This window comes from Galactobacter caseinivorans (assembly GCF_003640665.1).
GTDB classification, from domain to species: domain Bacteria; phylum Actinomycetota; class Actinomycetes; order Actinomycetales; family Micrococcaceae; genus Galactobacter; species Galactobacter caseinivorans.
In genome coordinates this window covers 205,812-229,560 of record NZ_QQXL01000006.1, presented here as the reverse complement: position 1 = coordinate 229,560, position 23,749 = coordinate 205,812, and the positions used below count along the sequence as shown (strand labels likewise).

Below are 23,749 nucleotides of genomic sequence, written 5' to 3'. Positions count from 1 at the left end.
CTTTTCGGTTCTACCCTTCGCTTGTTAGGAGAGACCATGCTTCCCCTCGACGGCATCCGCGTCATAGACCTCAGCCGTGCCCTTGCCGGGCCCTACGCCACCTCGTTGCTGGCGGATCTGGGTGCGGAGGTGATCAAACTCGAGACCCCCAAGGGGGATCCCTCGCGCTCCTGGCCGCCGTTCCACCAGGGAAACAGCCTCTACTTTGACTCAGTCAATCGCTCCAAGCGCTCCGTGGTGATTGACCTCTATACCGACGCCGGCCGGGCCGTTCTTGACGCACTGCTCGCCACCGCGGACCTCTTAGTAGAGAACTTCAAGTTCGGCACGCTCGCGGCCATGGGCTACGGCCCGGAGCGCCTGCGCGAGTTAAACCCGGAGCTGATCCACGTGGAGATCAATGCCTATGGGCAGACCGGGCCATGGCGGGAACTACCCGGCCTGGATCAGGTGATTCAGGCGGTGGGTGGCATCACCTCCGTCACGGGGGCCCAGGGGGAGCCGGGGGTGTCCGGGAACCCAGCCAAGACGTACCGCGTGGGACTGCCCATCGTGGACATCACGTCCGGGTTGAGCGCGGCCCTCGGTGCCGTGGCGCTGCTCGTGGGGCGCGAGCGCGGCGGGGAGGCTCGGCGGGTTTCCACCTCGCTGTTCGAGACGGCGGCCGCACTGTCCGTCTTCCAGGGCCAGTCGGCGATCGTGACCGGAGAGGCGGCCGTGCCCCATGGCAACGACCACCCCAGCATCACGCCCTACGGCCTCTTTCCCACCGCCACCGAGTCGATGGTCCTTGCGGCCTCAACGCAGCGACATTGGGAGGAGCTCTGCCAGGCGGTGGGGCGCGAGGAACTGGTTCGCGACGCACGCTTCGCCACGGGGGAGGCGCGCACCGTGCACCGGGCCGCTCTGCTCCCCCTGCTCAGCGCGGCCCTCCGGGAGCGCCCCGCCGAGCACTGGATTGCGGAGCTCTCCGGCCGCGGCATCCCGTGCGGGCCAGTCCTTGACTACGTGCAACTCTTCGCCACCGAACAGGCCAAGGCCCTTGGCCTGGTGGTCGGGGCGTCCTCACAGACACGCGGCGACGTGCCGGTAGTGCGCAGCCAACTCAGCGTGGATGGCACGCCGCTGGCCGTGAGGTCCGCACCGCCGCTGCTGGGCCAGGACACCGACGCGGTCCTGGCCGCCCTAGCCAAGCGGGAGGAATCGTGAGCCAGGCACCTACTCTCACCAGCGTCGTCGAGCAGGGTATTGCCACCGTCACCATCAACGATCCCGGGCGGCGCAACGCGCTCACGCCCGCGACGCTGCGCGCGCTCATTCGCGACTGTGAGCGCCTCGACGCGGACCCGGCTGTGCGGGTGCTCGCGGTGCGCGGGCATGGCGCGGATTTCAGCGCCGGCGTGGCGATAGATCACCTTGAGGAGGCCCTGCTCGGAGCGCCGGATGGTGGGCTACTCACCGCCGCCTGTCGTGCGTTGGCGCGGGTGCGGGTGCCCACGCTCGCGCTGCTGCGAGGGGTGTGCATGGGCGGGGCGTGGCAGCTCGCGGCGTCCGCAGACATGAGCCTGGCAGCCCAGGACGTGCGGGTGGCCATCACCCCCGCCAAGCTGGGGCTGATCCTGCCGGAGCCCGGCGTGCGATTGCTGGCCCGCCGCGTGGGGCTGGACCGCGCCCGGTACCTGCTCTTCACCGGGGATGAGGTCAGTTCCGCTCGGGCGGAGGCCTGGGGGCTGGTCACCCAGGTCGTCCCTGCCTCAGAGTTCGACGCCGCTGCGGCCGGGTGGTGCGCGCGGCTGCGGGACCGCTCCGACTTCACCCAGGCGGCGGTCGGGTGCCTGCTGGCCGAGGAGCCCATCAGCGCAGGCCCGGACGGCAACTTTGCCCGGTACTGGGCCGCGCTGGCGGGGTCCGAGGACCTGGCGCTCGGAACCGACGCCTTTGCGCGGAAGGAATCGCCACAGTTCACCTGGCGCCGTCAGTGACTAGGGTGCCATCAGAAGCCCACGTCCCCGACGGGAAGAATCACCATGTCACCTGCGCCGCGCGTCGCCGTCTATGGCACGCAGAATCAGTTCCTCTTCGACGCGATCGCGGAGGGTGGCGGCCAGTTAGTGAGCTTGGAGAAGTCGCCGGAGGCGCTGGTTCTTGACCACCAGAACGACGCCGCGGGGCTGGCCCAGGTGCTTGAGCGCACGCCGTCGATCCGTTGGGTGCAACTGCCCACCGCCGGGATCGAGGCGTACAAGGGTGCGCTCGCCGCGCACCCGGAGCTGCAGTGGACCAGCGCCAAGGGCGCCTACGCGGAGCCGGTGGCGGAGCACGCGCTGGCGCTCACGCTCGCGATCTTGCGCGGGCTCAAGGAGCGCGGCGCCGCCCGCAGCTGGGGGCCGTCCTATGGGACGTCGCTGTTCGGGCTCAATGCCGTGGTGGTGGGGGCCGGTGGGGTGGGGCTGGAGATCGTGCGCCTGCTCAACGGCTTCCGCATGAACGTTGACGTGGTGCGGCGCACGGACGCCCCGGCGGCCGGGGCAAGGAACACAGTTCCTGCCGCGGAACTGGACTCGCTGCTGCCGCACGCGGACGTCGTGGTGGTCGCCGCCGCACTCACTCCCGGCACGCGCGCCATGTTCGGCGCGGAGCAGTTTGGGCTGATGACGTCTGGGGCGGCGTTCGTGAACATCGCGCGCGGCGGCCTGGTGGACACGGACGCGCTGGTGCAGGCGCTGCGCGCGGGCCGCATTCTGGGCGCCGGGCTGGACGTCACCGACCCCGAGCCGCTGCCGGACGGGCACCCGCTCTGGGAGGAGCCGCGCGCGCTGATCACGCCGCATGTGGCGGACACCCTGGAGATGATCCAGCCGCTGCTGGCCGCGCGCTTCGTTTCTAACCTGCGGCGCTTCGGGGCTGGGGAGGAGCTGGAGGGCGTGGTGGACGCGGAGGCGGGGTACTAAGGGGGCGTGCGCCGGCCCGTGCCGCCCGCCGACCCCGGCCGCGCGCCGCCCCGCCGCCCGCCAGTCCCGGCCGCACGCCGTCCCGCCAGCCCCGGCCGCACGCCGTCGGGCACCCGGCCCCGCCAGCCCCGGCCACGCGCCGTCGGGCAGGGGGTGGGCCATTTTCCACCGGATTCTCGCCGTGTACCCGACCAATGTTCGGTCGTACGCCCAAAACCTGGTGGAGATCCGCTGTGCTTCCGCAGATCCCCCGGGTTCTCGTAGATCCCCTGTCTATCCGACAGGGGATCCTCGTAAACCCGGGGGATCCTTGGCCCCGCCGCCGCCCGCCGCCGCCGCCGCCCGCCGTCGGGCAGGGGGGCGCCGGTGGCTCGCCATTTTCCACCGGGTTCTCGCCGTGTACCCGACCAATGTTCGGTCGTACGCCCAGAACCTGGTGGAGATCCTCTGTGCTTCCGCAGATCCCCCGGGTTCTCGTAGATCCCTTGTCTATCCGACGGGGGATCCTCGTAAACCCGGGGGATCCGTGGTCCCGCCGCCCGCCGCCCGCCGCCGCCCGCCGCCCGGCCCCGCCCACGCCGTTCGCTTTAAAGTGTCGGCCACGTCACCTAGGGTCGATTCATGTCTCTGCGCACCTACGTGAGGGAGTCGGCCGTGAGCTCGGAGGGGCTCGGCCTCGCGCTGGCCCCTGCCCTCACGCCCGCGGGTAACGACCTCTCGCCCAGCTTCTTCCACGGCTTCGCCACGCACCCGCAGGTGTTGGCCCGCGGGCTGGTCACGCTCGCGGACATTACGGCGACGCGCTACTTCAAGTACGTGCCCACCGTGCTGCGGGACCCGGTCCTCACCGCCCACGGCGACCGGCTCCGGGCGGAGGTGTTTTCGGCCTGCAACGGCGTTTACGCGCGGTTGAACGTGACGCAGGCCGGGCTGGATGGCGGCGAAATTGGCCACGGCACCACCAATGTGGACGTGGGGCCCAGCATGCGGACCCTGCTCAGCGGCGTGGGCAGGTCAGAGGCACTGCACCTGGACGTGGGCAGCGACGGGTTGCGCGCCGTCACCACCGGCCAGACCGCCGTGGAGAGGCCCGTGCAGATGCCGGATCGCTGGATCCGCGCGCTCGGCAACGCCGCCGGAATGCACCACGGAATGGTCCAGGCCTTTGAGGTGAACCAGGCCGCGGCGCGCGCGTTCATCGGCCAGCTTCCCTCCGTGAGCGCCACGAACCGCTCCGGTTGGCTCACGCCGGGGCGTTCGGGCCTGCGGGTGGCGCTGCGAGCGTCGCCCGGCGCCGTCTACATCAACGGGCTGCATCGCCTCAGCGCCATGCGCCGCCTGCTCACGCACGCGCAGGGGTTGCGGGCCTTTGGCCCGGCGGACGGATCCGCCGGCGTGGCCGCCGTCGAGCTGTTGCTCCCGGGTGGCTCCCTGTTCCTTGGCCTCACCGAGGAGGCCTGGCGCGGGCACTCGGGCGAGGGCGCGCTGTTGCTGGGGCTGGCGAGTTCAACGGTGCTCGACGACGCGGACCTGGTGAGCGTGTCCCTCGCCTTTGAGCCGGTGCTGGATGAGGGCAAACTCGCCCGGGAATCCGGGCTCTCCCCGGACCGTGTGCGCGGTGCGCTCGCCGTGCTCGCTGCTAGCGGGCGGGTGGGCTGGGACGTGCACGATGCGGCGTGGTTCCATCGCGAGCTGCCGGATGATCCGGATCGGGTGCTCAAGGACAATCCGCGGCTGGTGGGCGCGCGCAAGCTCGTGGAGGCCGGTGCGGTGAGCCCGGTTCCGGGGCGGGACGCGGAGTGGGATGTCAAAAGCTCCGGGGTGACGTATCGGGTGCGCCCCGAGGCGGGCGGCGCGCTGCCGCGCTGCACCTGCCAGTGGGTGCTGAAGCACGGCACTCACCGGGGGCCATGCAAGCATCAGCTGGCCGTGATTCTGGTGCGGGACGGGGATCCGTCGGTGCCGGACGCCCCGGATGAGGCGGACGAAGTGGGAGCGGCAGGCGGCGCGACGGAAGGAAGGGTGCAGTTGTGAGGGAGTTGTCGCAGGAGGCCAAGGCCGCGCTGGTGGTTCTGAGGGAATTGGGGTGGACGGGCGCTGCAGCCGACGTGGCTACGCTCCCGTTGGGGGACGCCACGCAGCGTCGCATCGTGCGGGCGGCGCTCTCTCGCAATGGCTGGTATCAGCTGGGTTCCGAGGTGGAGGAACCTGACGAGAACACGTTAGAGAACACGGACATTTTGGCGATGTATGCCGCGCGGTTAGGACTTCCCGGCGCGCGGGTTGCCTCCCTCCTGTTGCTCCCGAACCAGGACCCGAATGCCAGTAGGCCCCAGGAAGAAGTTGAGCAGGCGTGGCGGGTCACCGCGGATCTGATGGCCGCTCGGAGCCCCGCGGCAGAGGCCGATTTTCTGCAGGGATTCTGGGGAGATTTCGGGCGCTCATCCACCTTTGGAGCCAGCCGTCACGCGGCGTTGATCCTGCAACGTATCCATGATTCCGCCCTGGATCTTCCGGACACGGTGGAGTACACCAAGGACTTTTGGGCGCATGTCGGAGCGCGTTTGGATGCGGTCGGAAAGGTGTATCCGTGGGACGTGGTGAAGGAACCGTTGCCGGAGGCGGTGTTGCGCGCCAGATTCAGTGAGCATGTTCGCCTGACCGGCCAGCTCGGCGTGCAGGTCACGGGGCCGTTTGCCACGGCGGTGGTGGAGGCCATGCGCCGGGGTTGGGTTCCGCGCCAGGAGGTGCTCGACGCCGCTTTGGTCGCCATGGACACGGCGGTGCGGCCCGCCGATCGAAAGGTGTGGACAACACTGCTCTCCGACGATCTGGTCATGACGGCGCCGGAACTGCAGGCACACCGCGACCGGATCATCGCCTCGCTGAGCGTGGGGGATGCGCCGGTCGTGGAGGCCCTGGGTATTCCGCTGATCCTGGCAGTGGAGGACCCTGACCTTCCCGAGGCGCTGCTGGCGGTGACCGCGGCCGCCACCCTGAAGGCCCGCAAGGCCGTGGTGGCGGCGCTGCGCAAGCGGTCAGTGCCTGCCGGTGAGGTGGGGCGGGAATGTGTGCAGATTCTGGAGCCGTGGGGGCAGGAGCACGCCCCGGTCGCGGTGGCGCTGGAGTCGCTGCGTGGCGCCTGGGGACTCCTCGACGATCCAGAGGCAGACCCGGAGCCTCAGGACGAGGAGAGCGCAGAGTTCGCTTGGCCGGCCACACCGCCGCTCTGGAGCGTGCCGCGCACGGACTTTGGCGAGCCCACGCTGGCCGCGCTCAGCGAAGTCGCGGCCTCGCTCTTGCGGGGGAACCACGAAGTCACGGATCTGGCGACGGAGCGCTTCCTATCCCTGGCCAACCGGATGGCCAGAGTTGACCCGGATCAGGTCCGCGGGCTGATGAGATCCCTGTCCTGGAACAGAGAGATGGAGTACCGGGCAGGGCTTGAAGAGGTGGCCGATTGGGCCGCCTCAAAGTCGCCCAACCCGGACTCGGACCTGGATCCGCTGGATTTCCGCCGAACCGTGCAAGTGGCCGGCCATCTTGGCCTGAGCCCGGTGATCCTGTCGGAGCCAAGTTGGGATGACCTCCGGGTGGACCTGGCGGACCTGACCGCGCGATTGGAGGAGCTGCAGGCGGCAGGGATGGCCGCCTTCGAGGCGGACCTGGTGTTGGCGCTGACCCGGCTGGAGCCGGCCAGCGATGCGCCGGAACTGCGTGCGCGTCTGGCCGCGCTTGATCTGCCGTTGATGGCTTGGGATCGCGAGGTTCGCAGCGAAAGCCGGGCGGCCGCCGTCGTGCTGGAGTATGTGGACGACCCGGTGCAAGAGGTGGTCCTGACCCCGGCGCACCGGCGCGAAGCGTGGGTGTGGAGCGGCGCGGAGGTGCCGGCCTCGCTGCGCAGCGTGACGCAGCGGCTCAAGGGCGCGGGCTCGATCGTGAAGCAGGGGACCCTGGCCGTTTATCCGAGCTGGGGAGACGCTGTGGGGCCCGCCATGGCCTGGCTGGCCAACGAAGATCCGGAAAATGTGCCGGCGGCCACCTGGCAGCAAGTGGCCCGTCGCAAGGCGCCGCTCACACCTGGTTTGGCCATCAATCTGCTCTCCGGGCTGCGACGCAGCGACCAGGGCGAACGCGAGGTCCACTTTGATGCGGCCAAGCTGGCGTGGGAGCGCGGGCTGTTGCGCCCTGGCGTGCCGTCCCTGGAGTACATCGACTGGGTAGGCACTCCGCTGCGGCCCGGCGCCACGGCCACGTCCTGGGTGGATGCGGCAGAGGACGGGCTGCTCCCGGTGCTGTGGCCGCTGCTGGATCAGCTGTGTGCGTGGGCGGCCGCGTCCAGTCGAATGCCTCGCGATCTAGGGGAGGTGGCCGCGGCGATGCGCCGCTTGGCACCGTCCGTGGTGAGCGCCGTGCACTCCGGTGCGGCAGAGGCTTCGGACCTGGCCGTGCCGGGTCTGAGGGCGTTGGCGGCGCGTTCCGGTAAGTCTCAGGCGATTCTCGCGGCGCGGGAGGCGTTGAAGACCCTGCCCGACGCGCCGTCGGTGGCTGTCGTTCCGGCGGTGAACGCACAAAGGTTCGCCGCGGACTGGCCTGAGGGCATCGCGGATCCTCCCGTCTTGGAGGATGGGGCGCTGATCAGCGGCGTGGACGCTCCCTGGTTCATTTCTTCCTCGAAGTCCGCCATGATTCTTGACCTGCCGGGGGATGATCACCGGTATCGCGTGAGCGCGAACGTCGCTCATCGCTTGGGGCATGACTTGAGCTGCAGGGTGGATCGGCTGGACCCGGGTTCGGACGGATCGCAGACGGACACGTATAAGGACGAACTGGGCTGGGACCAAGAATCCCGGCGGCTCCTGGCCCGCCAGGCGTGGAACCGTGACGAGCTGACCGACTATTCCCAGGGCCTGTGCGCCATCGCCGTCGGAACCCTGGCCTACCCCGGTGAGTGGGGTGATGGCGCCAGGCGCTCCGTCCGGAATCTGGTGACTGAGGGATTCTTGGGTGCCACACGGGTTCAGGGCGCTGCCCGTCTGCTCTTCAATCCGGCCGACGGCGTGGCGTTCCACGCGGACTCCCTCAGCCCGGCGCGGATGGCCGGTTCGCTCGCGAAGCTGCCGGGCTTGCTGCCTGCGTTGTGGCCCATCCTGACGGAGGCGGTCCGTGCGGCGTCCGGCCAAGAGAAGGCGCCGCGCTGGCTCAACGGGGTGCTGGATGTTGCGTTGGACTTGGCCCCGGTCCTGGCGGAGGCTGCTCGTCGCGGGCTCATGCCCGCGGACTGGCCCGGGCTCGCGGAACTGGCGGCCCGCCCAGGCAAGAGCGCGGCCCTGACCAAGGCCCGTGCCCTGGTGGAGGCCCTGGCCTAAACGGCGCTCACCGGGGCCCGCCATTTTCCACCGGGTTTTCGCCGTGCACCCGAACAACGTCCGGTCACTCGTCCAAAACCCGGTGCACATCCCCCGGGTTCGTGCGATTCCCCCGGGTTTGCGTGGATCCCCTGTCGGATAGGCAGGGGATCCACGCAAACCCGGGGGATCCATGAACCTGGCTCCTGTGCCGCTGGTCCTTGGAAGCCCGCACCGCGTCCCCTAGGGTCAGGTCATGGCGCAGAACAGCAACCGAGTGGGCTCGTCGTGAGCACGCAGCCCCACAGCGAATGGCCCGCCCATGCCGTTCTGAGGGAGCTGGGATGGGACAGGGTCACGGTAGAGCAGGCGCTCACCTTGCCGCTGGGGGATCCCGAGCAGCGCCGCACAGTGAAAGCGTTGCTGGCCCGCGGAGAGTGGTACGACTTTAGCCACTTCGACGACCCCGCTATTGCCCACACACCGGCCAACGAGGCGGTGCTTGCGGTGTATGCAGCGAGGGTTGGGCTCCCGGTCGCAGTGGTCGCTGACCTGGTCGACGTTCCGTCTCCGTATGCCGATGATGAGTTCGGCCGGAGCCAGCAGGCGCTGGGGTGGTGGGCGGCCGCCGACCTCGTCACCGAACGTGGCCCAGCGGCCGAGTGGGAGTACGTGTGCAGTTTCTTGGACGACTCGCGGCGGCCTTCACGGGACGCCCCAACCATCTTTGGCGGGCACGTTCTGCGGCGGGTCCATGATTCCCGACTGGAGCTCCCGCCCACCGAGGAATACACCAAGGATTTCTGGGCTCACGCGGCCGCGCGGTTGGACACAGCCGAGTCGTCGGACTGGTGGACCGCGGGCAAGGAACCCGTGGAAGAGGACGTGCTGCGGGCCAGATTCCCCGAGCACGTCCGGCTTACCGGCCAGCTCGCTGGGCAGATGACACGCGGCTTTGGGCCGGCCGTGGCGGAGGGGATGCGCCGAGGCTGGGTGCAGCGCGAGGAGGTGCTCGACGCCGCCTTGGTCGCCTTGGATGCGACGGTGCGGGCGAGTGATCGTCGGGTGTGGGCGGGGATCCTGTCCAGAGAACTGGCCGAGTCGGGGCAAGAGCTGTTGGCCAACCGAGACCGCATCATTCCGGTGCTGTCCGTGGGGGACGCTCCGGTGGTGGAGGCCCTGGGCCTTCCCTTGCTGAAGGTGGTGCCGGACCAGGACCTCCCGGAATTGTTGGTGGCTTTGAGCGGCACGCCCACGCTCAAGGCCCGCAAGGCCGTGCTGGCCCAGCTGCGGAAGCGTCCGGCCCCGCCGGCGGCAGTGGCCAGGGAGTGTTTGGAGAGTCTGCGGGTGTGGGGGCAGGTACCCACCCAGCTGGCGGCGGCTCTGAATGCGTTGAGCAAGGTGTGGGATGTTCCGGACGCGGACGCCGTCGCCGGGCGCCCCGCCGCCGCTGAGTTCGCCTGGCCTGCCACCCCGCAGCTATGGACCGTGCCCCGCGTCGACTTTGGCGAGGCCTCTCTGGACGCTCTGACCGCGGCCGCGCTTCCCCTGCTGGACCGGGAAGAGGGCTTCGTTGACCTGGCGGTGGAGCGATTCCTTGCGCTGGCCAACGCGTTGGCACTGAGCGAACCTGAGCGGATCCACGACCTGGTGCATTCCCTTGTCCGGTGGCACGAGTGGCGCCGTCCTGGGCTGGATGATGTGGCCCGCTGGGTCAAACACGGACGGGCGCGTCATGACAGAGGAAGCGATCCGCTGGATGAGCGCCGCACGGGAAATGTGGCAGGTCGCTTGGGCCTGAGCCCTGTGATTCTCTCGGCGCCCAGCTGGGAGGATCTGCGGGTGGACTTGGCGGACCTGACGGCCGGATTGGAGATCCTCCAGGAAGCCGGGTTGGGCGCACTCGAGTCGGACCTGACCCTGGCCCTCACGCGCCTGGAACCCGCCAGCGATCTGCCTCAGCTGCGCGCGCGTTTGGCCGCCCTTGATCTGCCACTGATGACGTGGCAAGGCGATCCGAACAGCGGGACCAACGCCGCCGACGTCGTGCTGGCTTACCTGGAAGATGCGGCTCAGGAGCCGGCCCTTCTCCCGGCGCCGAGGCGCGGGCAATGGCTGTGGCGCGGGGCCAAGGGGCCGGCGTCGTTGCGCGCGCTGCGGACCCTACCGCGCGGGCTGGGAAAGGACTGGAGAGGCGCCACGCTGTCCATCTTTCCCACCTGGGGAGACGCCGTGGGCCCAAGCCTGCGGGTGTCCCTGGATCGCGAGGCTCCCGAGGACATCCCGGCCGCGCTCTGGCTTCAAGTGGCGCGCAGAAGCAGGCCGCTGACACCCGGCCTGGCCATGAATCTGCTCACCGGGCTCAGGCGAAAGGTGCCCTCCGAACGCGAGGTGCAGTTCGAAGCAGCCCGCTTGGCGTGGGAACGTGGGCTGTTGGTTCCTGGCGTCGCCTCCGTGGATTTTTTTGACTGGGAAGGAACGCCGAGCCAGTTGCGCGCTGTGGTCGACGCCTGGTTGGAGGCTGCGGAGGACGGATTGCTGCCGGTCCTCTGGCCGCTCCTGGACCAGCTCTGCGGGTGGGGAGCGTCGAGTCGAAAATTGGCCAACGGCCTCTCTGCCGTGGCGGGCGCCATGCGCCGTCTGGCGCCCTCAGTGCGGACCGCGGTGGAGTCTGGCGCCGCGCCGCCGACCGTGCTGGACGTTCCCGGCCTGCGTTTGCTGGCCGCGCGGCCAGACCAATCCCAGGCGGTGCTGGGCGCACAAGAGGCGCTGAGACTTCTGCCTGAAGGACACGGCCCGACGGCGGTTGGCGCGGTTCCGGTGGCGGGCTCGGTGGCGCTGGCCACCGGGCCTGCGCCGGCGCCGAGCGCAGCCGGCTTTGCCGCGGCGTGGCCAGATGGCATAGCCGATCCCGCTGTGCTCCACGACGGAGTAGTGGTCAGCGCCCTGAGCGTGCCTCGACAGATCACGGCCGCCGGCGTCGTCTTTGTGCTGGATCTGCCGGGGGACGAGCATCGCTACCGCGTGAAAAGTACGGAGTGGACGCTGGGTGAGCCTGCCGGCCTGGGCTGCGGAGTCAGCCAGTTGTCGGCCGACTCCGACGGGAAGCGGGAGGGCGGATTGACTTTGTGGTTGGTGTGGCTCAAGGGCGATACTCGGCTGGTGGCTCGCGAGTACCCACTGCGAGGCAAGAGCGTAGAACTGCCGCAGAGTCTGTGCACCCTGGCTGTTGGTGATCTGGCGCGGCCCGGGGACTGGGGCTTGGTAGGAAGGGAAACCGTGGAGGACCTGGTGCGCGGCGGCTATCTGGGTGCGCAGCGCGTGCAACATGCGGCCAGGGATCTGTTCAATCCCGTGGGCGGTGAGCCGTTCCCAGCCGATGCGCTGAGCCCGGCGCGGATGGCCGGTTCGCTCGCGAAGCTGCCGGGCTTGTTGCCCGCGTTGTGGCCCATCCTGACGGAGGCGGTCCGTGCGGCGTCCGGCCAAGCAGCATCGGGGCAGGGGGCGTCGCCGCGCTGGCTCAACGGGGTGCTGGATGTTGCGTTGGATTCGGCCCCGGTCCTGGCGGAGGCTGCTCGTCGCGGGCTCATGCCCGCGGACTGGCCCGGGCTCGCGGAGCTGGCGGCCCGCCCAGGCAAGAGCGCGGCCCTGACCAAGGCCCGTGCCCTGGTGGAGGCCCTGGCCCCACCGGAGGCCCCGACTCAGCAGGCGGCCTTGGCATGAGCGGGGACGTCGAGGGGGATCTGAAGCTCGCGGAGTTGGTGGCACGCGGCCCCAGCTTCGCCGCGCGCTTTGCTGCGGAGGAGTGTCAACCCAGCCGCCGTGTGTGGGAGTCCGTGCCCTCTGTGCAGGCAGCCACCGCGCTATTCCTCGTGGAACACCACCGCCTGCCGGTGGAGGACCTGGGCCCGGAGGTGCTGCGCGACTGGGTGATGCTCACCGGCGCCTGTCTGCGGGACGTGTTGGAGCAGGAGAGGCGACAAGAGCTGAGCGCCAGGGGAGAAACGGACCCCGCCGCGTTGCGGCCGGTGCCCCAAAAGTGGATCCAGCAGGCCCAGACTCGCCGCGAGTTCTTCCCGTACCTCACAGCCCGCGCCGATGCGCTCTTCTGGGCGGCGGTCCATTCCGGCATCGCCGAGCAGTCGCCCCCTCTCCCAGAACTGCCCCGACTGTTGTCGTGGCTCCTCCGCGAAAATCGGACCGATCGCGCGCGGGCCCGCGCGTACGTCTTGGCCTCGCTGGACGCCGCGCAGCGCCCCGGCGACCGGCTCGTCTGGCTCCAGCTGCTCGCGGGCACCGACCCGGGCCAGCTCGCCCTCTCCGACGCGGAATTGCTGCAAGCCGCAGCGCAGCTGGCTGGCGTCATCAGCATCGGCGAGGGCCAGATCGTGGAGACGTTGGTGCCACGCCTCATTGCCATTGTCCCCGAGCAGGACCTCCCGGACGTCGCCGTCCCCGGGCTCGTGGCCCGCACTAAGAAGGCGCAGCGCGCCGTGCTCGCGGCACTGCTGGCCCGGCCGCGCCCGGAGGCAGGCATCGCGCGGGACGTGGCGAGCGCCGTCGAGCCGTTGGTTGAGGGTTCCGGGCCGCTCGCCAGCGCTGCCGCCACGCTCTTGGCCGCCTGGGGGCTTGACGCGCCACCGCCGCGGCAACCGGAGCGGGGCAGCCGCGGGCGCTGGCGGCCCACCCCCGATGTGTGGACGCCGCCGCCGCTGCGCGAGGGGCCGGCCTCCGTGCAGCGCCTCACCGAACTGGCTGGGATGCTGCATCACCGGCAGCGATTCGGCGGCGACGCGATCACCGAACGCTTCCTGGCAGACCTGGTGGAGTTGGCGCACACGGACCCGGCAGTGCCGCTGAGTGGTCTCCGGGGCTTCGCAAGGTCGGAGGTCAGCGAGCTCCGGGAACTGACTGAGCTCGCGACTGTTCGGGCCTCGCCGCTGGCCGTGTGGCGGCCGGAGCCGGACGTGGTCAACGAACGCAATCGGGTGGTGATCCAGGGGTTGGGGCGCGTCCCGCTGCTGCTGTCCACGCCCTCCACCGTTGACCTGAGTATTACTGCAGCGGATCTGTTGGCGAACCTTGACCTGTACCAGCGGAAGGGGCTGAGTGCGGAACCCAACGACGTGATGATGGCGCTCACACGGCTGGATCCGGCGACGGTGGGCGCGGCTGAGCGCGCGGCGCTGGAGGCATCTGCGGTGCTTGTGGATTCCGGCGACGCCCAGATCCCCATGCGGGTGGGGCAGCGGGCGCTGCACTATCTGGAGGATCCGGTGCAGGAACCGCCGCTGGTCCCTCACGCCGGCTACGAACGGCTCTGGCCGGGGCACGCGACGTGGCCCGAGTCGTTGCGCGGCTTCCCTCAGACCGCGCCGCTTCTCTTCGCGGGAACGGGCCACGTGGTCGGCTCGCTTTTTCCGCGCTGGTCTGATGCCGTGACGGCCACGTCAGGCTACTCGAGCACGTGGGAGATGGTGCCTCTCTGGGAGCAGGCGGTGCGGCGCGCCACGCCACTGAGCCCCGGCACCGCGAGCAATCTGGTGGCGCTGGCGCGCTTGGCGCCGGGGTCGCGAGCGGCCGAGTTGGGCCAAGCGCTCGACGACGCGTGGTCCCGCGGGCTGTTGCGTCCCGGCGCGTTCGACTTGGCTTTGATCGACTGGTTGCCGCACGGGCGTGCGTCCCTGGCCGCTCTGTCGCGCGTGCTCCTGGACGTCGCCGAGCGCGGCGCCGCGGCCTACTCCTGGGGATTTCTTGACGCGCTCCTGCTCGATTCCGCGGGAGCATCGCGCCTGTATCCCGGGACGGCGCAACTGGCCGACGCCATGGCGGACCTGGCGCCGGACGCCGCCGAGGCGGTCCGGGCGGGCCTGGTGGGGCCGGAGGCGCTCCGGGTTCCGGGCCTGCGGGCCGTGGCGGCGAAAGGCGGATCAGCCGCGGCGGTCCGCGCGGCCCGGGAGGCAGTGGCCGTGTTGGTCGAGGTGTCAGCGGAGGTGCCCGGGGTGTCCGACGGCGGGTGAGCGGGTGAGCGGGTGGGCTCGCAGACCTGGCGGGCGGCCTATGCTTAGCCGGCGGGAGCAGCGTGAGCAGCGGGCATCCACCTCCAGACAGCTTCAGCGCAAAACCTTGAATCAAGGAGACGCACGCATGTCGCACGTACCCGAAGTCAGCGTGGCTGTCAGGAAGCGGCTGTACGCCGCCCGTCAGATCGTGGAGGAGCTGGGCTGGTCGGGGACCTCCGCCGAGGAAGCGGAGCAGCTCCCGCTCGGTACCCCAGCGCAACAGAAGAAGGTGCTGTCCGCGGTCAGGGTGGGGGCGCTCGATTGGTGGGAGTCCATCGTGCAGCCGGCACATCCCGACGATCCGGTGCTGGCTCACGCCGAATACCAGCCGCTCGCCGGCGATTGGAGCTTCCGGACGGGACAAGATTACGGGCGCCTGAGCCTGCTGGCGCTGCGGATCGGGGTGAGCGCGTCTCATGTCCCGGAGCTCGCGATGTGGTGGGACCGGCCTCAGCTGGAGGCAGCCCTCAGGATCCTCAAGGGAGGTTCTCGGGAGGAGTCCCTGAGAATCGTCGCCGCCCTCGCGCGCCTGCATGGCACGTGGACTGGCCCGGATCAAGAGCTTGCCTTTCTTGCGGTGCGGTTGATGGCCCAGATCGGTCCAGAGGACGGAAACGGCGGGCCGGCCCCGGCAATTTCGGCACGCAATTACACGCAGCTCTGGCTGTGGGAGGCGGACCTGGCGCTGCTGCCCAAGGACGTCAAGCGCTGGGAAGGGCTCCGGTCTCAGGACCTGCTGCTCGTCAGCGAGGACATGCTTCGTGAGAGTGCCGATGATGTTCTGAGCACCGCGATGCTGTTGGGTACCCGGCCCAAGGGTCCGCTTGCAGAGGTCTTTGCGCAGGTGGCCGGTCGCGGATGGATCAGCCGCCAGCGCGCGGTGGATCTTCTGGTTCAGGCGTTGGAGGGCGCCATTCAGCCCGCGGATCGGAAGGAATGGTGCAGGGTCGCCACGGAGGACATGGCCGTGACGGCGGCGGAGCTGCGTCCTTATGTCCCGGCGCTGCTGGTGACGGCCACCCTTTCACCTGCAGAGACGTCCGCGCTGATCCCTGTGCTGGTTGCCGCAGCGCAGGAGGCAGACCTGCCGGAGCTGGCGCAGGCTTATCTCGGGGCCACCTCGCGCCGGGTCCAACAACGAGTGGTGGAGGCGCTGGCTCGGCGTGCGGCAACCTCCGGCGGTGCAGGCCAGAGCGGTGAGGGCGTGGCAGCCCAGATCGATGCCATGCTGGTGCCGCTGCTGGGGTCGCCGGACCGGGCGCTGGTCGGCGCGGTTGAAAATTTGCGAGCGGCGTGGGCACGTGCCCTGCCCGACGCCGAGGGCGCAGGTGCCGCCGCCGACGCACCGGGGGCGGGAGGCACCCAGGGTGCGCCCACGCCGTCGGGCGCTGGGGTTGACGGCACGCAACGCACGGATCCGCTGGAGGACGTGACCGGGTGGTGGCGGCCCACCCCACCGGTGTGGGAGATGCCCCGCTGGCCTGGCCAGGCAGAGAGCCCCGAGGAGTTGAGCGAGCTGGGGATCGAGCTGGCTGCGACCGAGTTCGGTGCCACCGGGTTTTTCTTCGATTCGGTGCGGTACTGGCTCCCGCGGGAGCCGCAGCGCACGCGTGCTGCCCTGGCACAGCAACCGCCAGAGGGCGGCCCCATCGCGGTTCAGCAGTTGGGCATGTGGGCGCGGGGCCAGGCGTTTGGGGAGGAAGAGAACCCCGAAGAATATCTTTACAGGGAGCTGAGCCCCGCGGTGCTGGCGGGGCTGGAGTCACCGCCCGTCACCTTGTCCACACCCAGCTGGAGGGATGGCTCCCTTGAAGCGGAGGAGCTGGTGGGCCGGCTGGAAATGAAGCGAGATCGGGGTGAGCAGGCGCGGCTGGCGGACCTGATGCTGGCCCTGACGCGGCTTGATGCCCGCACGGTGAGCCCAGAGCTCGTGGCCAGGGCCGAGGCCTGCGACGTGCAGCTACGCGACGACGAAGGCACGGTCCTGGAACGGGGCGCCGGAGCGCACGCGGCGGCTGCCATGCGGACGCCGCTCGTGGAACCTGCCCTCGTGGCGGTGGACGTCGGAGCGCCGTCTCAGCGCATCATCCACGACCGAAGGTGGCTCGTGAATGTGGGGCCGGCAGGCTGCTGGGTCAGGGGGATTGAGCCGCTGCCTGAGGCGTTCCGGCCCGCGGAAAGCACGCTCAATGACACTCTCGCGACGCATTTGTACCAGGTTCCGGCCTGGACTCAGACGGGGTCCATGTATCTGGGGCGGTCCCTGCAATGGCCGGCCATCCATCCGGCCAGGGCCCTGGCCCATCGCTCCGAGCCCCTACCTGGGCCAGTGATTGCCGCGTTGCTCGCGGCGCCGGTCGTGGGCCCAGCTCAATGGCGGGAGGAGGTGGCCGAAGCGACGCTTTTGGCCTGGGAGCGGGGGCTCTTGCGACCTGGTGCGGCTGATGTCCGCTACTACGGCTGGTTGAAGCGGCCGGAGTCTTTGGGTGCCTTCGCCGCCTATGCCCTGCAGGTGTCTGAGGAGGGGCTGGCGTCGCTGTTGTGGCCGTTCCTTGATGACTTGCTGACGGTCTCGGTAGAGGGTTTGCGGTTGCTGTCCGGCAGCACGGAGGTGGCGCAGGCACTGGAGCGGCTGGCGCCGGCGGCGCGCGCCGCGGTGGCCAGCGGGCAGGTGTCCGACGACGTGTTGCGGGTCCCGGGGCTGCGCGCCCTGGCCTTGCGGCCCGGAAAGTCGGCCGCGGTGATGGCCGCGCGGGCAGCGGTGCGGGCCGTGGACGGCGAGCACGGTGGAAGAGACCATCACGCGGCGAAGAACGTGCCCGTTGAGTCGCAGCTGGCACCAGTTGAGTCGCAGCTGGCACCAGTTGAGTCGCAGCTGGCGCCAACGGCGTCGCTCGCGGTGCTTGACGATCAGCAATTCTCCGCGCGCTGGAGAGTGGGAAGTGCGGACCGTGTGGTGCCGGACGATGGGACCGTGCTGCGGGTCCGCCCCGCCTACAAGCGCCATCGCGGACTCGGGCGTGACGAGCCCACCGGGGCTGTTGAGGTGCTGGTGGGGTTGCCCGGAGAGGCGGGGGCGTTGGTGGTGAACGAGGCCGGCAGCGATTGGTGGGCAGAGATGGGCAGGGTTGGCGGCTACGCCGCAGACGGGTGGACCAGGGAGGCCCTGCTGTCGACCCCTGCGGACGCCCCGATCCCGAACTCGTCTGCGCAGGATGAGCAGTATGAGGACCGGCGCTGGCTGGTGCCGAACGCGCTCTCTGGGCAGCTCGAGTCGGTCAAACCGGTTTCTCATCACGAACATGGTGGGTGGCAACCCAGCGGGAATCGACTCATCGGGCCGGCGCAGCTGGCCTGCGGCCTGGCGGGTTTTGTTGGGGGGACGCGGCAGAGCAAGGGACAACCCGGAGTGTTGGCACGGGCAGTGGGGGAGTGCGCGTTTCCTCCGGAGATGATGCGCGCCGCGGTGCGCACCGTGCTTCCGGCGCCGGAGGTCACGCCGCTGCGGTGGATTGCGGTCCTGGAGGAGTATCCGGAGACCATCTCCGGCTTGTGGCCCCTGGCAGAGGTGCTGTTGGAGAACGCGGCCTCCACGCCCAAGCCGCCTAGCTGGCTGAACCGGTTGCTGGACGCGCTGCTGTCCCAGGCTGATCTGTTACGCGCCGCGGTGGCGCGAGACCTGGTGTCCGTGCCGTGGGCCGGTCTTGACGCGCTGGCGGATCGCCCCGGGAAAACCGCGGCGCTCACGAAGGCACGGGCGTTACGGGAAGCCCTGTGTGGTTCCCGGTCTATCCCCTAGGGCCGGATCAGGTTTGAGTACCGCCGCGGCCAGCCCAACCGCCCTCCACGCACGCGAACGGCGCGCAGCCCCAAGGGGCCACGCGCCGTTCGCGCTCTTCACAGCGCCGCTCGACTCACACCAGCGCCGCTCAACGTCAGGCCGGCAGCAGCGTCCGTGCCGGGTCCTGGTCGGTGAGGTAGCGGTCGTAGGCGGGCAGGGTGATGAAGGTGGGGAAGTCATCGCGCATTGCGGAGGCCTCGAAGATCTCGCGGGCGTCCACGTAGCGGTCGCCGTCGAAGCGGGCCAGGCGGTCAAACTCTTCCTCCACCAGGTGCTCCACCCACTCCTGCGAGATGACCTCGCCGGTGTCGGTGATGGCCTTGTGGTGCAGCCACTGCCAGATCTGCGAGCGCGAGATCTCGGCGGTCGCCGCGTCCTCCATCAGGTTGTGGATGGCCACGGCGCCGTTGCCGCGCAGCCAGGACTCCAGGTAGCGGATGGCAACCTCGATGTTCAGGCGCACGCCGTGCTCGGTGATGCGTCCCTCGGTGCCGGCGATCTGCAGCAGCGCGGCGCCGTCCGGCACCACGTCCTCGCGGGAGTGGGAGCGCTGATCCGGGTTCTCGCCCAGAGCGCCGTCGAACACCTCCAACGCAACCGACACCAGGTCCGGGTGCGCAACCCAGGAGCCGTCAAAACCATCGGTGGCCTCGCGGGTCTTGTCCACGCGCACCGCATCCAGGGCCCGTGCGTTGACCTCGTGGTCGCGGCGGCTGGGGATGAAGGCGCTCATGCCGCCAATGGCGTGGGCACCGCGGCGGTGGCATGCGCGCACCAGCTGCTCGGTGTAGGCGCGCATGAACGGGGCGGTCATGGTGACGGCGGAGCGGTCGGGCAGGATGAAGCGGGGGCCGCGTGAGCGGAAGTTCTTGATGATGGAGAAGATGTAGTCCCAGCGGCCGGCGTTCAGGCCAGCGGCGTGGTCGCGCAGTTCGTAGAGGATTTCTTCCATCTCAAACGCGGCGGTGATGGTCTCGATCAGGACGGTGGCGCGCAGTGTGCCGTGCTCCAGCCCGATGTACTCCTCTGACCGCGTGAAGATCTGCTCCCAGAGGCGCGCCTCCAGGTGGTTCTCCGTCTTGGGGAGGTAGAAGTAGGGGCCGCGTCCCAGCTCAATGAGACGGCGGGCGTTGTGGAAGAAGTGCAGGCCAAAGTCCACCAGCGCGCCGGCCATGGGCTCGCCGTCCACGAGCAGGTGGCGTTCGGTCAGGTGCAGGCCGCGGGGGCGCACCACGATGGTCGGCAGGTCCGTGAGGGTCTCGCCGCCCAGCTTGTATTCCTTGCCTTCTGGCGTGGTGAAGTCGATGGTGCGGTCCAGGATGTCGCGCAGGTTCAGCTGCCCGTTGATGACGTTCGCCCAGCTGGGCGTGTGCGCATCTTCCATGTCGGCGAGCCACACCTTGGCGCCGGAGTTGAGGGCGTTGATCGCCATCTTCTTCTCCACGGGGCCGGTGATTTCAACGCGGCGGTCCTCCAGCCCGGGCGCCACTGGCGCCACGCTCCAGCTGGAATCTTCGCGGATGTGGGCGGTTTCTGACAGGAAGGTGGGGTCCTGGCCGTTGGCGATCTTGGCGCGGACGCGGTGGCGGCGCTGCATCAGTTCGCGGCGGCGCGGTTCAAATTCCTGGTGCAGGGTGCGCAGGAAGTCCAGGGCCTCCGGGGTCAGGATTTCTTCCTGGCGGCGGATGCGGGGAGGGGTGATGGTGACGCCGTTGAGGGTGGTGGAGGTGTTCATGGTGAGCTCCTGGAGCGGGGAGGCCGTGCGGTGGGGCCGGCCTGGGGATGGAAGTCGGTAGTGCCCGACGCCGCGGGGTCGGGGACCCCGGCGGCGGGGCGTGAAGCGGGTGGTGCTGTGAGGGAGAGCCGTGTGGTGGCGGCGCGCCCTGCGCGCCGGTCCCGCTGTGCCTCCATCCCCAGGCCGGTTCCCGGGTGGGAACGTTCCTGGGGTGGGGCCCGGTCAGCGGGACCGGCCCAAGGTCAGGCTCAGTGGAACTGGCCTTCCTCGGTGGAGCCGACCAGCGCCAGGGTGGAGCCGTTCGGGTTGAGGGTCGTGGAGACCTTGTCGAAGTAGCCGGTGCCGACCTCGCGCTGGTGCTTGGTGGCGGTGTAGCCGTTGACCTCGTCGCCAAACTCGCGTTCCTGCAGCCGCACGTAGGCGCTCATGCCGGACTCGGCGTAGCCGCGGGCCAGGTCAAACATGGAGTGGTTCAGGGCGTGGAAGCCGGCCAGCGTGATGAACTGGAAGGTGTAGCCCATGGCCCCGAGCTCGCGCTGGAACTTGGCGATCGTGGCGTCGTCCAGGTGCTGCTTCCAGTTGAAGCTGGGGGAGCAGTTGTAGGCCAGCATCTGATCCGGGAAGTCCGCCTTGACGCTCTCGGCAAACTCGCGGGCCAGCTCCAGGTTCGGGGTGCCGGTCTCCATCCAGATGAGGTCGGAGTAGGGCGCGTAGGCCTTGGCGCGGGCAATGGAGGGGGCCAGGCCGTTCTTGACCTTGTAGAAGCCCTCTGCCGTGCGCTCGCCGGTGATGAACGGCTGATCGCGCTCGTCCACATCTGAGGTGATGAGGGTGGCTGCCTCGGCGTCGGTGCGGGCAATGATGATGCTGGGGACGTTCTCCACGTCCGCGGCCAGGCGGGCCGCGTTCAGCGTGCGGATGTGCTGCTGGGTGGGGATCAGCACCTTGCCGCCCAGGTGGCCACACTTCTTCTCTGAGGCCAGCTGGTCCTCCCAGTGCACGCCGGCCGCGCCGGAGTCAATCATGTTCTTCATGAGTTCAAAAGCGTTGAGCGGGCCGCCGAAGCCTGCCTCCGCGTCCGCCACAATCGGGGCGAACCAGTCATCAACGGTCTTGTTGCCCTCGCTGGTCTCGATCTGATCCGCGCGCTTCAGGGCGTTGTTGATGCGGCGAACCACCTTGGGGACGGAGTCCGCGGGGTAGAGCGACTGGTCCGGGTAGGTCTGACCGGAAAGGTTCGCGTCACCGGCAACCTGCCAGCCGGAGAGGTAGATGGCGCGCAGGCCGGCCTTGACCTGCTGCACGGCCTGGTTGCCGGTGAGGGCGCCAAGGGCGTTGGTGTAGCGGCCCTCGGGGGCCTCCTCGGTGAGCTGCTTCCAGAGGCGCTCGGACCCGCGGCGGGCCAGGGTGTGCTCCTCCACGACGGAACCCTGCAGGTTCACGACCTCTTGCGCCGTGTAATCGCGGGTGATGCCATCCCAGCGGGAGTTGGCCTCCCACTCGAGGGTCAGTGACTCTGCGCGCTGCTCGGGGCTGAGGTTCTGTTCGGTGCTCATCGTTGGGCTCCTCGTGGTGTCGTGATTCCGGTGGCCGTGGCCAGCGGTGAAGTTCTGCTGATGACTCCATCTTTCGGCCTGAACAAGGGGTCTGACCCCACATTTGCCAACAAAGAATCGCAGTTCTTTGCATTTGGGCAAGAAATATCGCTTCCACCCCTTGAAAGCCCCCTCCGCCCTCCGTAGCGTCCGGAGTGATGAAAACTTCCGCGGCACGCCCAGAGTCCCTCACTCCGCCTGAATTGCCCGACGACGCTCTGGACACCGTCGCGGTCGGGCGGCGGATCCGCACGCTGCGCAAGGAGAAGGGCCTCACGCTTGATCAGTTGGGCGAGGCCGTGGGCACGGTGCCGAGCCAGCTCTCCTTGTTAGAGAACGGCAAGCGCGAGCCGCGCATCACGCAACTCATGAAGATTGCCGCCGCGCTCTCCACCTCACTGGAGGATCTACTCAGCGCCCAGCCCGTGGATCGGCGGGCCGCGCTGGAGCTGGAGCTTGAACGTGCCCAGCGCGGTCCGCTGTATAGCTCCCTGAATCTGCCGGCCGTCAAGGTGGGCCCGCGCCTGCCCACGGAGGTCATTGAGGCGCTGCTGGGGCTCCAGGGGGAGTTGGCTCGGCGCTTGGATGAGTCCTTAGCGACCCCGGAGGAGGCCCGCCGCGCCAACACGGATCTGCGCGTGCAAATGCGCGAGTGCGCCAACTACTACCCCGACTTGGAGGCCGGGGCGCAGGAGCTGCTGCGCGCCGTGGGGCATCACAACGGGCCGCTGTCTCATCACCTGGCCGCCGATCTGGCGGAGCATCTGGGCTTTTCCATCCGTTTTGTCTCTGACCTGCCCCACTCCACGCGCTCCGTCACGGATGAGAAGAACAAGGTGATCTACCTGGAGCGCTCCACCCGGTCGGAGCATGATCCGCGCTCGGTGCTGCTGCAGGCCCTGGCGCGGCACCAGCTGGGCTATGGGGAGCCGGAGGACTACGCGGACTTTTTGCGCCAACGCGTGAATACCAATTACTTTGCCGGCGCTTTGCTGATGCCGCAGAAGGCCACCGTGGCCTTTCTGGCTGAGGCAAAGAAGCGCCGCGAGCTGGCGATCGAGGACCTGCGAGACGCCTTCGCGGTCTCCTATGAGTCCGCTGCGCACCGCTTCACCAACCTCGCCACGCGCCACCTGGACATCACGTGCCACTTCCAGAAGGTGCATGAATCTGGGATTTTGCACAAGGGCTATGAGAACGACAACGTGAACTTCCCCGCGGATCACACGGGCGCCATTGAGGGGCAGACCGTGTGTAGGCATTGGACCAGCCGTGAGGTCTTTGAGGTTCCGGACAAGTTCCGCGCGTTTGAGCAATTCACAGACACGGTGGCCGGCACCTTTTGGTGTACCGCGATTACCGAGCGGCATTCATCGGGGGAGTATTCGCTTTCCATTGGAGTGCCCTTCGAGCATGTCCGATGGTTCCGTGGGCGCGGCACCCCGCACCGCTCCGCCTCCACCTGCCCGGACCCGGCCTGCTGCCGCAGTGCACCGGAGGGGCTGGAGGCCGCGTGGGGCAAGGTCGCCTTCCCGGCCGCGCGCGCCAACACACACCTGCTCGCGGCCATGCCGCAGGGTGCCTTCCCCGGCGTGGATCAGACGGAGGTGTACCAGTTCCTGGAGCGGCACTCGCTGCGGGGGTAGCTCTGGCCCCTGCCGTCCTGCCAGCCCGCCGCCTGGGAATCGTGTGCGAACACCGTGAGCGCCGGGTGTGAATGCCTGCGAAGGCAGGCGGGTGGCTGGCTATTTGGACAGTGCAGTGACAAAGTGGAGGCAGAAGCCGGGAACGTCATCGCGGAGCCTCACGGCCCGCGGTAGACAGCCCGGAGCGCGATCGGAAGGAGTACCCCATGGGTTTGGGAGACAAGCTGGAGAACGCCAAGGACAAGGTCGTCGGCCAGGTCAAGGAGACCGTCGGCGGCGCCACCAACAATGCGGATCTTGAGGCCGAGGGCAAGGGCCAGCAGGCCAAGGGCTCCGTCAAGGACGCAGCAGAGAACGTGAAGGACGCCTTCAAGGGCTGAGCCTCGCGCTCGCGGACGTTGCGTCCGCACCACAAGGACCCCGGTCCAGGGAGGTTTTCCCTGGGTCGGGGTTCCTTTTGTTTGTGGCTGTGCTTCGTTGACGGTGCCGACGGCGCCGTTGGTGCGCGGCCCATCGTGGGGGAGACCGCCGTTGTGACGGCGGTACTCAGGCGTCCACGGCGTCGAGCGCC

General features: G+C 69.2%; 12 protein-coding genes. 10 read left to right on the top strand and 2 right to left on the bottom strand.

What is annotated here, in order from left to right:
* The first annotated feature begins 36 nt into the window (after positions 1–36).
* From DWQ67_RS10970 to DWQ67_RS10935, 8 genes are all read left to right on the top strand, one after another.
* On the top strand, positions 37–1,209 hold the full coding sequence (locus DWQ67_RS10970; protein WP_158595439.1) for a CaiB/BaiF CoA transferase family protein: 1,173 nt from the start codon (positions 37–39) through the stop codon (positions 1,207–1,209).
* Positions 1,206–1,982: an enoyl-CoA hydratase/isomerase family protein gene (locus DWQ67_RS10965; RefSeq protein ID WP_158595438.1), complete on the top strand. Its 777-nt coding sequence runs from the start codon at positions 1,206–1,208 to the stop codon at positions 1,980–1,982. The genes DWQ67_RS10970 and DWQ67_RS10965 overlap by 4 nt, the downstream gene beginning before the upstream one ends.
* Positions 1,983–2,027: 45 nt before the next feature.
* Positions 2,028–2,951 (top strand): NAD(P)-dependent oxidoreductase, encoded by a 924-nt coding sequence (locus DWQ67_RS10960; protein WP_121485643.1) that lies wholly within the window; start codon positions 2,028–2,030, stop codon positions 2,949–2,951.
* Between the two features lie 621 nt (positions 2,952–3,572).
* Complete coding sequence (locus DWQ67_RS10955; RefSeq protein ID WP_199712689.1) at positions 3,573–4,985, top strand: SWIM zinc finger family protein; 1,413 nt, start codon at positions 3,573–3,575, stop codon at positions 4,983–4,985.
* Positions 4,982–8,320, top strand: a complete 3,339-nt coding sequence (locus DWQ67_RS10950; protein WP_121485642.1) for a hypothetical protein — start codon at positions 4,982–4,984, stop codon at positions 8,318–8,320. Before DWQ67_RS10955 ends, DWQ67_RS10950 begins: the two co-directional genes overlap by 4 nt.
* A gap of 267 nt (positions 8,321–8,587) precedes the next feature.
* Positions 8,588–12,022, top strand: coding sequence for a hypothetical protein (locus DWQ67_RS10945; protein WP_121485641.1), 3,435 nt, complete (start codon positions 8,588–8,590; stop codon positions 12,020–12,022).
* Positions 12,019–14,319 carry a hypothetical protein gene (locus DWQ67_RS10940; protein ID WP_121485640.1) on the top strand — a complete coding sequence of 767 codons (2,301 nt, stop codon included), beginning with the start codon at positions 12,019–12,021 and terminating at the stop codon, positions 14,317–14,319. The genes DWQ67_RS10945 and DWQ67_RS10940 overlap by 4 nt, the downstream gene beginning before the upstream one ends.
* 127 nt (positions 14,320–14,446) lie before the next feature.
* Positions 14,447–18,160 carry a hypothetical protein gene (locus tag DWQ67_RS10935; RefSeq protein WP_121485639.1) on the top strand — a complete coding sequence of 1,238 codons (3,714 nt, stop codon included), beginning with the start codon at positions 14,447–14,449 and terminating at the stop codon, positions 18,158–18,160.
* Positions 18,161–18,296: 136 nt separating this feature from the next.
* Here DWQ67_RS10935 and aceB read toward each other — a convergent pair whose 3' ends face one another.
* Positions 18,297–19,937 (bottom strand): malate synthase A, encoded by a 1,641-nt coding sequence (gene aceB, locus DWQ67_RS10930; protein ID WP_121485638.1) that lies wholly within the window; start codon positions 19,935–19,937, stop codon positions 18,297–18,299.
* Between the two features lie 248 nt (positions 19,938–20,185).
* Entirely contained in the window at positions 20,186–21,493 is a 1,308-nt protein-coding gene (aceA, locus tag DWQ67_RS10925) for an isocitrate lyase (protein ID WP_121485637.1), read from the bottom strand.
* Between the two features lie 197 nt (positions 21,494–21,690).
* Here aceA and DWQ67_RS10920 point away from each other — a divergent pair, with 197 nt between their 5' ends.
* Positions 21,691–23,178 (top strand): helix-turn-helix domain-containing protein, encoded by a 1,488-nt coding sequence (locus DWQ67_RS10920; protein WP_121485636.1) that lies wholly within the window; start codon positions 21,691–21,693, stop codon positions 23,176–23,178.
* A 206-nt stretch (positions 23,179–23,384) separates the two neighbouring features.
* On the top strand, positions 23,385–23,558 hold the full coding sequence (locus DWQ67_RS10915; RefSeq protein ID WP_121485635.1) for a CsbD family protein: 174 nt from the start codon (positions 23,385–23,387) through the stop codon (positions 23,556–23,558).
* Positions 23,559–23,749 lie beyond the last annotated feature (191 nt).

Coding starts and splice junctions, on each gene's coding strand:
- DWQ67_RS10940 (WP_121485640.1), top strand. CDS start 12,019: ATGAGCGGGGACGTCGAGGGGGATCTGAAGCTCGCGGAGTTGGTGGCA.
- DWQ67_RS10960 (WP_121485643.1), top strand. CDS start 2,028: ATGTCACCTGCGCCGCGCGTCGCCGTCTATGGCACGCAGAATCAGTTC.
- aceB (WP_121485638.1), bottom strand. CDS start 19,937: ATGAACACCTCCACCACCCTCAACGGCGTCACCATCACCCCTCCCCGC.
- DWQ67_RS10920 (WP_121485636.1), top strand. CDS start 21,691: ATGAAAACTTCCGCGGCACGCCCAGAGTCCCTCACTCCGCCTGAATTG.
- aceA (WP_121485637.1), bottom strand. CDS start 21,493: ATGAGCACCGAACAGAACCTCAGCCCCGAGCAGCGCGCAGAGTCACTG.
- DWQ67_RS10970 (WP_158595439.1), top strand. CDS start 37: ATGCTTCCCCTCGACGGCATCCGCGTCATAGACCTCAGCCGTGCCCTT.
- DWQ67_RS10915 (WP_121485635.1), top strand. CDS start 23,385: ATGGGTTTGGGAGACAAGCTGGAGAACGCCAAGGACAAGGTCGTCGGC.
- DWQ67_RS10935 (WP_121485639.1), top strand. CDS start 14,447: ATGTCGCACGTACCCGAAGTCAGCGTGGCTGTCAGGAAGCGGCTGTAC.
- DWQ67_RS10955 (WP_199712689.1), top strand. CDS start 3,573: ATGTCTCTGCGCACCTACGTGAGGGAGTCGGCCGTGAGCTCGGAGGGG.